Below are 14462 nucleotides of genomic sequence, written 5' to 3'. Positions count from 1 at the left end.
ATATATTTATTTTATACAAATGGAGTGATGTATATGAAGTTTGATAAATATGTAGCTGCAGGAAACGATTTTATTTTAATTAATGGCTTAAAGGAATATATAGAGGATTATAATAAACTAGCTTTGAAAGCTTGTAATAGACATTTTGGTATTGGTGCAGATGGTATGATGGTATGTTATAACAGTAATATTGCAGATATAAAAATGCTTTACTATAATTCAGATGGTTCCCAGGGAGAAATGTGTGGTAATGGAATTAGAGCCTTTGCTAAGTATATTTATGATTATGGAATTGTAAAAAATAGAGATATTTCTATAGAAACTTTAGCAGGTATAAAATATATAACTATGGAAGTTGATGGGTTAGGAAAAGTAAATATGATTAAGGTAAATATGGGAAATCCTATATTTCATGGAAGAGAAATTCCAGTAGGAATAGATAAGGAAAATATCATAGAAGAAACCATAGTTATAGAAGAAAAAAGTTATAAATTTTCTGCATTAAAAATAGGAGTTCCTCATGTTGTTATTTTTGTGAATGATATAAAGGAAATCAATATAAATGATTTGGGGAAAAAGATAGAGATACATCCCCTATTTCCAAGGAAGACTAATGTTAATTTTGTTGAAATTATAGATTGTGATAATATTAATGTTTATACTTGGGAAAGAGGGGCTGGCAGAACCTTAGGATGTGGCACTGGTTCTTGTGCTTCAGTAGTCATAGGTAATCTGCTGCACAAACTCAATCGAAAGGTTTATGTAAATACAGAAGGAGGCAAATTAGTAGTAGAATTAAAAGATGATTATAAAATTTTCATGTTAGGTAGTGCAACTCATATAGCTAGGGGAGAAATTTATTAAATTAAAGATTAATGAGAATAACCTCTCTAATATAATCATAAAATTATATAAAGATTATTATTAGGGGAGGGGGACGATTGTTTAATGAAATTATGAGTGCGGATGGATTAAAGACCTTTGTAGGGTTGACGACTGCTGTTACGGTAATTGTACAATTTACTAAACCTATAGTAAAAAATACATTTGGAGATTCGATGGTAAGGCTATATGCATTTTTTGTATCTTTGATACTAACCCTTATTTTTACCAGAGACACTAATGGAATTCAAGGTATTGTATTATCTATTATCAATGCAATGATGATAACAGTAGCAAGTATGGGAGGGTATGAAGCTATATCGGATCCAATGGCACAGAAATCTAAAAAATGAGAAAAGATACCTTAAGTTATTTTAAATAATTTAAGGTATCTTTTTTATATGTTTTTATTTATATACTTAACTATTCTATCTAAGGCTTGTTCTGGCTTTACCCATAAATCAGGGAATAATCCCAAGCCATCAATATTAGTAAAATCTTTGTTCATATATATTTTATGAGATATATTTATTGGTATATGAGAATTTGGAAGATAATTAGAATTACAATTTCCCGTTAGCATACAACCATTTGTATTAGTTCCGATTAAAGTAACATTATTTAATTTTCTTAGGTAGTATGCTAAAAACTCTGCTGCAGAAGATGTATTCTTATCTACAAGTATAAATATATTAGTTTTATTCTCCGTATGTTTAAAATCTTCGTATTCAATTGGACTCCAGCCAGGATAATATTTTTTATCTTCATAACTAGATATTTTTTCAAGGCATTTATCTTTTATATTATCAGGTTCATTTTGTTTTGATTTAAATTTATCTTTTGATAAACTAATGCTAGTATTCGTATATAGACTGGCTTCAATTATATCTTTTTTTAGTTTTGTTCCAGTAAATCCTTCATACCATTTATCTATATTGACCATACTTCCACCAGTATTATTTCGCAAATCTATTATTATATTATCCTTTCCTTTTAGCTTTTTACTATCTTCAATAAATTTTTCAAGGGTTCTATCTTCTGGAGTAATTCGACATAAGGAATTTACTTGTAATATAGGAATATTATCTATTTCATAATATTTATAGCTGTTGGTGTTGTTATTAAGTAATGGGATATATTCAAATAAACTGATAGTTTCTTCTTTTATATATTCATTAGATTTTAATATTAGATTAAGAGGTATTGAAACATCTTTTGTAGTAGATACAATTCCCAACTTATAAACTATATTGCCATCCTTATCCAAGGATTTTTTAATATAATCTCAAGGGTCTTCATTATTAACTTTCTCAAGATAAAAAGGCTTACCATATATCTTTGTATAGAATCCAATATTATCTTTATGAAATATAAATTTTCTACTGCTAAAATATTTACTATAGTTACATAATTTATAATTGCCTATATTAAAATGTGAATCTTGTATAAATTTAAGCTCTGAGTATATAATATCCAAAAATTTATTAACACAAATATAAGAACCTTCTGAAGCAATTACAGACCATATAATATTTTCTTTAGCAGGAATAAAGGTACTATCCCCTCCGAAAAATTCATATCCTGAGTATCCAAATTTTAATAGGCTAAATAAATATTCTACATCTTCAGTTGCCTTATCTTTACTAATTGAAGATAGACTTTTACAAGGAGAATTTTCATCTTTACTAACTATTACAGGTAATTCATCATCAAAATTATCATATTTATAAAGGAAGTGGTTAAACTCAGATTTGATTTCAGATAGATATTTATTATATTTAACTCTAAAGCTTATGGTTATAAGAGTTAATACTATTATAAATATAAATAAAGATTTGAACTTATTCATAGCATCACCTCAGCTAGAGAGAAAACTTATATTTAGTATTTGTTTAAATAGAATGGTATATATGTTATTATATTTACAAATATATGGATTTGTCAATGATATTGTAATTTATCATAAGGATTATTAAATTTATGGGAGGATTAAAAAAATGGATAAAACAATTGGATTTATAGGATGTGGGAATATGGCAAAGGCAATGCTCAATGGATTGATAGAATCTAAATTAATTTCTCCACAAAAAATAATAGTATCAGCAAAAACAAAGGAAACTTTAGAAGAGGTGAAAAAGAATTATAAAGTTAATGTTACTTTAGATAATAAAAAGGTTGCTAGAGCAGATTATTTAATATTAGCAGTAAAACCCCATATGTATGATTTAATATTAAGAGAGATAAAGGAAGAAATAAGTCAAGAGTGTATAGTTATTATAATAGCTGCAGGGATTAGTATAGGTTATATTAAAGAACATTTAGGTAATGCTGCATTGGTGGTGAAAGCCATGCCAAATACTCCAGCAATGGTGAGAGAAGGAGTAACAGCATTATCCTTTGATGAAAAAATAGATGAAAAAACTAAAGTTGAAATAATATCTATATTTAATAGTTTTAGTAGAACTGAAATTTTAGAAGAAGAACTTATGGATGGATTTACTGCTTTATGTGGTTCTTCCCCTGCATATGTATATATGATGATAGAGGCTATGGGTGATGGAGGAGTGTTGCAAGGTATACCAAGGAAACAAGCATATAGAATGGCAGCCCAAGCAGTATTAGGTGCAGCAAAGATGGTTTTGGATACTGATATTCATCCAGGAGAATTAAAAGATAATGTATGCTCACCTAAAGGTACGACAATAGAAGCTGTGGCAAAGCTAGAAGAATTAGGTTTTAGGAGAAGTATAATTGAAGCCATGAGAATATGTGGAGAAAAATCAAAGGAAATGAATAAGTAATTCAATTAATATAATACGAAGGAGGACATTTATGAGAAAAAGACATAATTTAAAAATATTATTTTTAACTTTTTCACTTTGTCTATTTGTTTTTTTAGGGATAATAATATTTAACAATTTTATAGAACAAAGTGAACATATTAGTTTAGACAAAGAAATAAGAGAAGAAGATAATGAAACAATTGAAGTCTTTAGAGAACCCAAGATTTCATCTATAAATATTTTAGCAGTTGGAGATATAATGTTCCATTCTCCTCAATATAAAGCTGCTTTTAATAAGGAAACAAAATCCTATGATTTTACTCCTACTTTTAGACATATAAAGAAATATGTAGAAGAAGCAGATTTAGCATTGGGGAATTTTGAAACGGTCACAGCTGGAGCAGAAGTTGGTTTTTCTGGATTTCCAAGGTTTAATACTCCCAAAGAATCACTTTTAGCTTTAAAGGAAGCAGGATTTGATATATTGACTACAGCTAATAACCATTGCTTAGATCAAGGAAAGAAAGGGATAATTAAAACCATAGATAATATAAATGAATATGGAATGAAAAATATAGGAACATATAAAGAACCTAATGATAACATTCTTATAGAAGAGATAAAAGACATAAAAATAGCTCTTCTCTCATATACCTATGGTTTAAATGGACTGGATAATGCTTTAACTAAAGAAGAATTATCCTATATGATAAATAGAATAGATGAAGAAAAAATAAAATCTGATATAGATAGATCAAAGTCTTTAGGTGCTGATTTAGTAGTAATATGTATTCATTGGGGAAATGAATATCAAAGGGAGCCTTCAATCCATCAAGTGGAACTGGGAAGAAATATGGTAGAATGGGGTGCGAATATTATATTGGGCAGTCATCCCCATGTAATTCAAAGGACTGAAATAATAAATAAAGATGGGAAAGATAATTTTATTATTTATTCTATGGGGAATTTTTTATCTAATCAGAGAAAAGAAAATACAGACAACCCATATACTGAAGATGGAATAATGGTTAATCTAAATATAGAAAAGGATTTCATAACTGGAGAAACAATAATTAAAAATAGAGATTATATACCAACATGGGTTTATAGATATAGGGAAAATGGTAAGCTGTTTTATGAAATTTTACCTATAGATGATTATATTCAAGGGGAACTAGATGTAGCTGTAGAAGAGTCATTGAAGCCAAGACTTAAAAAATCCTTTGAAGATACTATGAACAAGATGATTGAAAATTAAGGCTTTTCAGAATTGAATTAAATTTAATATATTTAATTTATCAGTTCAATTAATGGAACAGTTATTATATAATAGAAATAGAAGTGAAAATACTATAGAAGGTGTGGTAAACCTTGGAAATTTTGAATAGATTATTCTCAAACATTAGAATAAGAGATGTTATAGACATTATTATTGTAGCGGCAGTTTTTTATAAGGTTTTTAAACTAATCAGAGAAACTAGAGCAGAGCAGCTTATTAAAGGAATATTTGTTATATTTGTATTTGAAAAAATAAGTGGAGAAGGATTGTTAGAACTATATACTATTAACTGGATATTAAAAAACACTATGACAGTTGGAGTTATAGCTATTTTAATTGTATTTCAACCAGAACTTAGACGTGGACTTGAATATATAGGAAGATCTAGGTTTTTTACTAAATCATTTCTAGAAATAAAAGGAGAAAGTTTGTCAAAGATTGTAGAAGAAATAGTTGAAGCTTGTGCATCTTTATCTAGACAAAAAATCGGAGCATTGATTGTTCTTGAGAGGGAAACTGGTTTAAATGAAGTTGTAGAAACAGGAACTAAGATAAATGGAGTTGTGTCTAGTAACTTGCTCATTAATATTTTTATTCCCAATACTCCTCTACACGATGGGGCAGTAATTATAAAAGAAGATATGATTAAGGCAGCAGCTTGTTTTTTACCACTTACAGATAATATGAATTTAAGTAAAGAGTTAGGAACCAGACATAGAGCAGCATTGGGCATATCAGAGAGATCAGATAGTCTAGCTATAATAGTTTCTGAAGAAACAGGAGCTATTTCAATAGCCGAGAATGGAACTATAGCAAGGCATTTAGATTCTAAGACATTAAAGCAGATTTTAATAGATATGTATAAGCCAAAGGATTCACCCCAAACATTTATGACAAAATGGAGGCGAAAAGATGAGCAAGGAGAAGAATGATTTAACGCTAAAGGTCTTTGCTTTTATTATAGCTGTTATTTTGTGGAGCTATGTTATGAGTGAAGTAAATCCAGATATATCTAAGGAATATAAGAATATTCCAGTAAGGTTTAATAATGAAAGTGCATTGGAAAGACAAGGGTTAATTATTATGGAGCCAGAGGAAGTAACTGTAAATGTAAAAGTTGTAGGCAAAAAATCTGATATGGCTAACTTTTCTCAAGAATCTATAAAGGCTCAAGTAGATTTAAGTGGATATAAAGAGGGACAAATAAAGGTTCCGATAAATGTAAACTTAAGTCAATCAAATAATATAAAAATGGTTGGATACGAACCAAGGGAGGCCTTATTTACATTCGATAAATTAATAACTAAGGAAAAGAATTTAAGGATAAAGACTAAAGGGAGTCTTGGAGCAAATTATGTAGTAGGGGATATGACAACAAAATCTAAATCAGTTTTACTTAAAGGACCTAGGACTTTAGTAAATAAGGTTTCGGAAGCAATAGTAGAGGTAGATCTTAACAATAGAAAAGAAGATGAGAGTATTACTGTACCTATAAAATTAATAGATGATGAAGGACATGATGTTATAGGAGTGGAAAAAGAGCCAAAGGTAGTAGATATTACTATTCCAATATTTAGGACAGTAAATGTACCAATAGAGCTTAACTTACAAGAGCAGCTACCAGATAACTATGAGATTACTGAAATTACTATAAATCCAAATAAGATAACACTTAAGGGGGATAAAAGTATATCAAATTTAACTTTTATTCAAACTAAGCCAATAGATGTAAATAAATTAATTGGAAATACAGATGTACCTGTTGAATTAGAACTTCCAGAAAATGTTTCTTTATTAAATCCTAATGAAAAGATAACCGTATCTTTAAATATTGAAGAAAATTCTACTAAGGTATTTGAATATGCGTTAAATGAAGTAGAGATTAGAAATTTAGATAATAGCTTAGCTATTGATACTGATGATAGCTCTAAAACTATACAGGTTTCTGTAAAGGGAAGTAAAAAAATAGTTGAAGCTTTAAGTAAAGAAGACATAGAATTATATTTAGATTTTAATATGATAGATGAAGGAACACATAAAGTATATTTAGGTTCTAATACACCAACAGGTATTACAATAAAAGAAATTATACCGCAATCCATTGAATTTAAAATAATTAAACGGTAGGGGGAAAGGTATGGAGAAAAAATATGTTTTAGCAATTAATCCAGGCTCTACATCTACAAAGGTTTCTATATTTGAAGGGGAAAAGCTGTTAAAAACCTTTAAGATAGACCATAGAAAAGAAGATTTAGAGAAGTATGAAAAGGTTGTAGACCAATATGATTATAGATTAAATTTAATCAAAAATTGGTTAGAAATGGAAAATATACCCACTAATTCACTGATAGCAGTAGTTGGAAGAGGAGGATTATTAAGATCCATGCCTGGAGGGACTTATTCTGTAACCGATGCAATGATTGAAGATTTAAAAGTCGGTATACAAGGGGAACATGCTTCTAATCTAGGTGGTATTCTTGCTAAGGGATTAGCTGATTTAGAAGGCATACCAGCGTATATAGTAGATCCTGTAGCAGTAGATGAATTTCATGAAATAGCTAGAATATCTGGACTTAAGGAAGTTCCTAGAAAATCCTTAGTTCATGCATTAAATATTAAAGCTGTATGCCATAGAAGAGCTAAGGAGTTAAATAAAGAAATAGAAGATTTAAACTTAGTTGTAGCTCATCTAGGAGGGGGCATATCTATTGCAGCAGTTGAGTTTGGTAGGATAATAGATGTAAATAATGCTAAAGAAATGGGACCTTTTTCTCCAGATAGAGCAGGAACATTACCTGTTGGGGATTTAGTTAAATTATGTTATTCAGGAAAGTATACGATAAATGAGATGAAAACCATGCTTCAAGGAGAAGGAGGACTTTTCTCATATTTAGGTACTATGGATGGACGAGAGGTAGAAGAAAGAATAAATAAGGGAGATAAGTATGCAGAACTTATTTATGATGCAATGGCATATCAAATAGGGAAAGAAATAGGAGCTTATGCACCAGTGCTTTATGGGAAAATAGATAATATCATATTAACTGGTGGATTATCATATTCTAATTATTTAGTAGATAGAATAAAAGAAATGATAAACTTTATATCTGAAGTTATAGTATATCCTGGAGAAGATGAAATGGAGGCATTAAACAAAGGTGCTCAAAGAGTAATTAATGGGGAAGAAGTAGTAAAAATATATGAAGATGAGGTGAAGATAAATGGCTAAGTCATTGGAAGATTTATTAGAATTAGCTAAAAAAAGGGGACCAAAGAAAATATCTGTAGCTGTAGCACAGGACAAGGACGTATTATCTGCAATAAAAAATGCTACAGAGTCAAAAATAGCAGAGCCTATATTAGTGGGAGATAAGGAAAGAATATTAGAAATTGCTAAGGAAATTCAGTTTGACTTATCAGGTATTGAAATAATTAATGAAAAAGATGGAGCATTGGCTTGTAGAATAGCAACAGAGATGGTAAGCAGTGGGAAGGCAGATGTTTTAATGAAGGGGCTTATAGACACTTCAGTAATAATGAAACAAGTATTAGACAGTGAAATCGGACTTAGGACAGGCAAGGTAATATCTCATGTTGCTGTATTTGATGTTTCAACTTATCATAAGGTTTTCATTGTAACTGATGCAGCTATGAATATAGCTCCAAATATTTCTCAGAAGAAAGAAATAATTGAGAATGCTGTAGAATTGGCTAAGTCTTTAGATATAGAAAAACCAAAAGTAGCAGTTTTGGCATCAAAGGAAAAAGTATCTCCAAAGATGGAAGCTACTATTCATGCAAAAGAATTAGCTGATATGAATAAGAATGGAGAAATTACAGGCTGTTTAGTAGATGGACCTTTTGCATTAGATAATGCTATATCTAAGGAATCAGCAAAATTAAAGGGAATAAATAGTGAAGTTGCAGGAGATGCAGATATACTATTAGTACCACATATTGATGCTGGTAATGTATTATATAAATGTTTATCATTTTTAGCGAATGCAAAATCAGCAGGACTTATTGTGGGGACAAAGTCACCAATAGTACTTACATCTAGAGCTGATAATGAAGAGTCAAAACTAAATTCAATAGCCTTAGCCGTACTTATGGCTTCAAAATAGGAGGGGGAAAATGACTAGACTATTAATTATAAATCCAGGTTCTACATCAACTAAAATAGCAGTTTTTGATGATGAAAAAAGCATATTTGAAGAAACTCTTCGTCACTCAGTACAAGAAATTTCTAGTTTCAATAAAATTTATGATCAATATGAATTTAGAAAAAACATTATAGTTAATGTATTGGAAAAAAATAATATTTCTATAGAGACTCTTGATGGAGTAGTAGGTAGAGGTGGACTTCTTAAACCTATAGAAGGTGGTACTTATGAAGTAAATGATACGATGTTAGAAGATTTAAAAGTTGGATACTTAGGAGAGCATGCCTCAAACCTAGGTGGAATAATAGCTTATGAAATAGCTAAAGAAATAGGCAAAAAATCTTTTATAGTGGATCCAGTTGTAGTAGATGAAATGGAAGAAGTAGCTAGAGTATCTGGACTAAAGGAAATAGAGAGAAAAAGTATATTTCATGCATTAAATCAAAAAGCCGTAGCAAGAAGACATGCTAACAAAATAGGAAGAAAATATGAAGAACTAAACTTAATAGTTGCTCATTTAGGTGGTGGAGTTTCAGTAGGGGCTCATGAAAAGGGCAGAGTAATAGATGTAGCAAATGCCTTAGATGGAGAGGGACCATTTTCTCCAGAGAGATCTGGTTCTCTTCCAGTAGGAGATTTAGTAAAGCTTTGTTATTCTGGGAAGTATTCTTTAGATGAAATGAAAAAGATGATAAAAGGAAATGGTGGGATTGTATCCTATCTAAATACCAATGATGCTAGAGAAGTTGGACAAAGAATAAAAAATGGAGATAAATATGCAGAGTTAATATATAATGCTATGGCATATCAAGTCGCAAAGGAAATCGGCTCATGTGCAGCAGTGCTAAAAGGAAAAGTTGATGGAATTCTAATTACAGGCGGTATTGCCTATGATAAAGAATTTACATCTTGGATAGAAGAAAGGGTTAAATTTATTTGTGATGTAACTGTATATCCAGGAGAAGATGAGCTTATGGCATTGGCAGAAGGCGGACTTCGTGTTTTAAGAGGAGAAGAAGAAGCAAAACTATATAAATAGGATTTGGTGATTATGTTAAACGACAAAAGAATTAGGGTTATAATAGGGCATTATGGTTCAGGAAAGTCAGAGTTTAGTGTAAATTATGCTGTTAAATTAGCACAAATGAATAGAAAAGTTGCATTGGCTGATTTGGATATAGTGAATATGTACTTTAGATCTAGAGAAAAGGCATTGGAGATGGAAGGTGTTGGTATAAAGGTAATAGGCAGTCAAATAAATGCACCTGCCATAGAAGTACCATCTATATCTGCTGAAGTTTATACACCATTACAAGATGAATCTTATAATTTAATATTGGATGTAGGTGGAGATCAAGTAGGAGCAAGAGCTTTAGGAAGATATTATGAGTATTTTGAAGAAGGTAAATACGATATGTTCTTCGTCCTAAATGCAAATAGACCTGAAACTCAAACTGTAGATAAGGTGTTAGAATATATGGTAAAGATTCAAGATGTATCAAGGGCTAAAATAACAGGTATTGTAAATAATACACATTTGTTAAAGAGTACAACTTGCGAAGATGTATTAAGAGGTCAGAAATTAGCTTTAGAGGTTCAAGAAAGAACCGGTATAAAGTTAAGATATATATCTGTATTAGAGGATATAGTACCAAGCCTTCCAAAAAATTTGGAAGGGGAAATATTCCCCATAAAATTATTTATGAGGGATGAATGGATGTTATAATAATAAGGGAGGGTAAAAAAATGGCTAAAGGAAAGGTAACATTTAAAGAAGACATCTGCAAGGGATGTTCACTTTGTACAACTGTTTGTCCAGTGAATATACTTGCTCTGGACAAAACAAAAATAAATGCTAAGGGTTATCATCCAGCTACAACAACAGACCCAGAAAAATGTATTGGTTGTGCTAATTGTGCTACAATCTGTCCAGATGTAGTTATTACTGTAGAAAGAGTTTAATATATTTTAAGGAGGGTTTTATAATGACAAAAGTTCTCATGAAAGGGAATGAGGCTATAGGGGCAGCAGCTATCCAAGCAGGCTGTAAGTACTTTTTTGGTTATCCTATAACTCCCCAATCTGAATTACCAGAATATATGTCAAGAGAGTTACCAAAGGCAGGAGGAGTATTTTTACAAGCAGAATCAGAGGTAGCAGCTATAAATATGGTTTATGGAGCAGCAGGTGCAGGTGCAAGAGTTATGACATCTTCATCAAGCCCTGGAGTGTCATTAAAACAAGAAGGCATCTCCTATATTGCAGGTGCAGAATTACCTTGTCTAATAGTTAATATAATGAGAGGTGGCCCTGGACTAGGGAGTATCCAACCTTCACAGACAGATTATTTCCAGGCTACTAGAGGTGGTGGAAATGGAGACTATAGAATGGTTGTATTTGCTCCAGCAGATGTTCAAGAATTAGTCGATTTAATTATAGAAGGATTTGATATAGCAGACCAATATAGGAACCCAGTTATGGTTCTTGGTGATGGTATGATAGGTCAAATGATGGAACCAGTAGAGTTTAAAGCACCAGCAAAAAGAGAGTTGCCAGAAAAGGATTGGGCAACAGTAGGAACTGGTGGAAAGAGAAAGCCAAATATTATAAATTCATTATATATAGCACCAGAAGCACTTGAAGAACATAATATTAAACTTCAAGCAAAATATAGAACAATGAAAGAAAATGAAGTAAGAGTAGATTCATATAATATAGAAGATGCTGATGTAGTTATAGCAGCTTATGGAACTACAGCAAGAATTGCAAAAACAGCAATAGGGAAATTAGAAAAAGAAGGATATAAGGTAGGACTTATTAGACCAATTACTTTATGGCCATATCCATATGATGAATTTAAAAAGATAAATCCAAATTGTAAAGGCGTACTTACAGTTGAAATGAATTCAGGACAAATGGTAGATGATGTTAAAATAGCAGTAGAAGGAAGATTTCCAGTATCTTTCTATGGAAGAACAGGTGGAATGGTTCCTACACCAGACGCAATAATCGAACATGTTAAGAAAATCTATGGAGGTGAAAAATAATGGCTATAGTTTTTGAAAAGACTCAAGGTTTAACAGATGTTCAAACCCACTATTGTCCAGGATGTACACATGGAATTATCCATAGATTAGTTGGAGAAGTATTAGTAGAATTAGGAGTATTAGATAATGCTATAGGCGTTGCACCAGTAGGTTGCTCAGTATTTGCTTACAATTATTTCAATTGTGATATGCAGCAAGCAGCTCATGGTAGGGCACCAGCAGTAGCTACAGGAATTAAAAGAGTTCATCCAGATAAGTTTGTATTTACTTATCAAGGAGATGGAGATTTAGCTTCCATTGGTACAGCAGAAATAGTTCATGCAGCACATAGAGGAGAAAAGATTTCTACAATATTTGTTAACAATGCTATTTATGGTATGACAGGTGGTCAGATGGCGCCAACTACTTTGATTGGACAAAAAGCCACAACAGCACCTTTTGGAAGAACAGAAGAACATAGTGGTAGACCAATAAGGATATCTGAAATGTTAGCAACAATTCACGGTGCAAAGTTTGTAGAAAGGGTAGCAGTAAATACTCCAGCAAATATAAGAAAAGCAAAAAAAGCCATAAAAGAATGTTTCCAATTACAACTTGATGGTAAAGGATTTGGAATAGTAGAAGTATTGTCCACATGTCCAACTAACTGGGGATTAACAGCTCCAGAGGCAATGAAGTGGTTAGAGGAAAATATGATACCTTATTATCCTCTTGGAAATTTTAGAAGACCAGAGGAGGTTGAATAAAATGGAAGAAAGAATAGTAATTGCTGGTTTTGGTGGACAGGGTGTAATGGCATTAGGTCAACTTTTAACATATTCAGGAATGATAGAAAACAAGAAAGTATCTTGGTTGCCGTCCTATGGTCCAGAGATGAGGGGAGGAACTGCAAACTGTAATGTTATTATATCTCCAGATGAAGTAGGCTCTCCAGTTGTAATAGATTCAACTTCAGCTATTGTAATGAATAGACCATCTTTAGATAAATTTGAAAATTTAGTAGTGCCAGGAGGCAGACTGTTTATAAACTCATCTTTAATAGATAGAAAATGTACAAGAGATGATATAGAAGTATATTATATTCCAGCAAATGAAATAGCGGACAAAGTAGGTAATCCAAGAACAGCAAATATGGTAATGCTAGGAGCATTCCTTGAAGCTACAAAAGCAGTAGAGGTAGACTCAATACTTAATAAAGCTTTTACAGCAGTATTTGGAGAAAATAGGGCTCATTTATTACCTATTAATAAAGAAGCTTTAGAAAAAGGTGCAGAAATAGCAAGAGAACAAATGAAATAAAATTAAATAATAAAAGACAGGAGAAAATTTTCTCCTGTCTTTTTAGCTATTAACCTAGTTATTTAACGGATTAGTCTTCATCTGCGGAGCAAGTAAAATGGGAAGGGCATCCACCACTGGTTCCTGTTACTGCTGGAATCTGAACTTGTCTATTTTGTAAAACTTTAACTCTAAGTTCTATAACCATTTTTTCTTCTATTTTCTTGAAAAACTTTTCTTCAAAAGGAAGTTCTTCATCATGGTGACTATGGCGACCTATAAATTCATCAAATTCAAAAATTCTTGCACTAATTAGTTCACAGAATGGAAGTTCATTGAAGTTTTCAACTATGATTTGATTGAATTCTGATAAATCTCCAGCCAACAACTTATCCTTTTCAGCAAAATGTTTATTTGGTAAATCGCTTACCTTAAAATACTCAAACTCAGCACTAGAATTTACAGCAAGTTCTGCTGGTGGTGTAGAGAAAGAAAGAGGTGTAGAACATTCAAATGGAACATCTACGGTACAATGGTGTAATTCACCACAGATTCCTTTCATATTTGCACAAGTTCCTGTAGAGTAATCAATGTTTTTGCGAATAAAACCTTTTATAAATAATACATTAGTGGGTTGAAGTAACATGCATTGAGTAATCTTTACTCTCTTCTTTATATTTTTAACTTCAAGTGCCCTCTCTGGCAAATGAATTAATGCACCAACATGGAATTGAACAGTTAATTCAGCTAAAACTACTGGGATTTTAGCAACAACACCAGTTGAGATTCCAATAGGTGTTACTGGTGTATTGGTACAACTATCCAATACATTGCTTTTCACATCAACACAAAGATTTTGATGTTTTGAATTAGAATTACATTCGGGGACATGGGGTTTTGAATTAACCCTAGTTTGCCCAAAATTACTGTCAAATACTCGTACATTACTAATTGTTGTACCTTCTATTGGATTGTACATATAGTATTTCCTCCTTAATATCATTTGGATGTCAATGGTTTTATGTCATGT

The 14462-nt window shown here is 31.4% G+C and carries 17 protein-coding genes; 14 read left to right on the top strand and 3 right to left on the bottom strand.

Going from position 1 to position 14462, the window contains the following annotated elements; all coding sequences use genetic code 11:
* The first annotated feature begins 33 nt into the window (after positions 1-33).
* Together dapF and BUB33_RS08555 are read left to right on the top strand one after the other, a co-directional pair.
* A complete protein-coding gene (dapF, locus tag BUB33_RS08560; protein WP_072975489.1) occupies positions 34-864 on the top strand; it encodes a diaminopimelate epimerase in 831 nt (276 codons plus the stop codon).
* 77 nt (positions 865-941) lie between these two features.
* Positions 942-1235: a hypothetical protein gene (locus tag BUB33_RS08555; RefSeq protein WP_084725304.1), complete on the top strand. Its 294-nt coding sequence runs from the start codon at positions 942-944 to the stop codon at positions 1233-1235.
* 44 nt (positions 1236-1279) lie between these two features.
* On the opposite strand, the gene BUB33_RS08550 is transcribed toward BUB33_RS08555, so the two are convergent.
* Positions 1280-2149: a S41 family peptidase gene (locus tag BUB33_RS08550; RefSeq protein ID WP_159429178.1), complete on the bottom strand. Its 870-nt coding sequence runs from the start codon at positions 2147-2149 to the stop codon at positions 1280-1282.
* Positions 2150-2167: 18 nt separating this feature from the next.
* A complete protein-coding gene (locus BUB33_RS08545) occupies positions 2168-2731 on the bottom strand; it encodes a hypothetical protein (protein ID WP_072975484.1) in 564 nt (187 codons plus the stop codon).
* Between the two features lie 148 nt (positions 2732-2879).
* Between BUB33_RS08545 and proC the strand changes: the two genes are divergently transcribed.
* The 12 genes from proC to BUB33_RS08485 all read left to right on the top strand — a co-directional run bounded on the left by proC (position 2880) and on the right by BUB33_RS08485 (position 13453).
* On the top strand, positions 2880-3683 hold the full coding sequence (gene proC, locus BUB33_RS08540; RefSeq protein WP_072975481.1) for a pyrroline-5-carboxylate reductase: 804 nt from the start codon (positions 2880-2882) through the stop codon (positions 3681-3683).
* Between the two features lie 31 nt (positions 3684-3714).
* On the top strand, positions 3715-4923 hold the full coding sequence (locus BUB33_RS08535; RefSeq protein WP_072975479.1) for a CapA family protein: 1209 nt from the start codon (positions 3715-3717) through the stop codon (positions 4921-4923).
* 113 nt (positions 4924-5036) lie between these two features.
* Complete coding sequence (cdaA, locus tag BUB33_RS08530; protein ID WP_072975477.1) at positions 5037-5876, top strand: diadenylate cyclase CdaA; 840 nt, start codon at positions 5037-5039, stop codon at positions 5874-5876.
* Complete coding sequence (locus tag BUB33_RS08525) at positions 5857-7071, top strand: CdaR family protein (RefSeq protein ID WP_072975474.1); 1215 nt, start codon at positions 5857-5859, stop codon at positions 7069-7071. The genes cdaA and BUB33_RS08525 overlap by 20 nt, the downstream gene beginning before the upstream one ends.
* Before the next feature lie 10 nt (positions 7072-7081).
* Positions 7082-8173 carry a butyrate kinase gene (gene buk / locus BUB33_RS08520; RefSeq protein WP_072975472.1) on the top strand — a complete coding sequence of 364 codons (1092 nt, stop codon included), beginning with the start codon at positions 7082-7084 and terminating at the stop codon, positions 8171-8173.
* A complete protein-coding gene (locus tag BUB33_RS08515) occupies positions 8166-9068 on the top strand; it encodes a phosphate butyryltransferase (RefSeq protein ID WP_072975470.1) in 903 nt (300 codons plus the stop codon). Before buk (BUB33_RS08520) ends, BUB33_RS08515 begins: the two co-directional genes overlap by 8 nt.
* Before the next feature lie 10 nt (positions 9069-9078).
* Positions 9079-10146, top strand: coding sequence for a butyrate kinase (gene buk, locus BUB33_RS08510; protein WP_072975468.1), 1068 nt, complete (start codon positions 9079-9081; stop codon positions 10144-10146).
* 12 nt (positions 10147-10158) lie between these two features.
* Entirely contained in the window at positions 10159-10833 is a 675-nt protein-coding gene (locus tag BUB33_RS08505) for an ATP-binding protein (protein ID WP_072975466.1), read from the top strand.
* Positions 10834-10853: 20 nt separating this feature from the next.
* Entirely contained in the window at positions 10854-11069 is a 216-nt protein-coding gene (locus BUB33_RS08500) for a 4Fe-4S binding protein (RefSeq protein WP_072975621.1), read from the top strand.
* A gap of 23 nt (positions 11070-11092) precedes the next feature.
* A complete protein-coding gene (locus tag BUB33_RS08495) occupies positions 11093-12154 on the top strand; it encodes a 3-methyl-2-oxobutanoate dehydrogenase subunit VorB (protein WP_072975464.1) in 1062 nt (353 codons plus the stop codon).
* A complete protein-coding gene (locus tag BUB33_RS08490) occupies positions 12154-12900 on the top strand; it encodes a thiamine pyrophosphate-dependent enzyme (RefSeq protein WP_072975462.1) in 747 nt (248 codons plus the stop codon). The genes BUB33_RS08495 and BUB33_RS08490 overlap by 1 nt, the downstream gene beginning before the upstream one ends.
* Before the next feature lies 1 nt (position 12901).
* A complete protein-coding gene (locus BUB33_RS08485; protein ID WP_072975460.1) occupies positions 12902-13453 on the top strand; it encodes a 2-oxoacid:acceptor oxidoreductase family protein in 552 nt (183 codons plus the stop codon).
* A 70-nt stretch (positions 13454-13523) separates the two neighbouring features.
* Here BUB33_RS08485 and BUB33_RS08480 read toward each other — a convergent pair whose 3' ends face one another.
* Positions 13524-14411 carry a CsxC family protein gene (locus BUB33_RS08480; RefSeq protein ID WP_174905296.1) on the bottom strand — a complete coding sequence of 296 codons (888 nt, stop codon included), beginning with the start codon at positions 14409-14411 and terminating at the stop codon, positions 13524-13526.
* Positions 14412-14462: the final 51 nt, after the last annotated feature.

It is taken from the genome of Tissierella praeacuta DSM 18095 (assembly GCF_900128955.1).
Taxonomy (GTDB): Bacteria; Bacillota; Clostridia; order Tissierellales; family Tissierellaceae; genus Tissierella; species Tissierella praeacuta.
The sequence above is the reverse complement of the archived record's forward strand: the minus strand, read 5'-3'. Positions and strand labels throughout refer to the sequence as shown.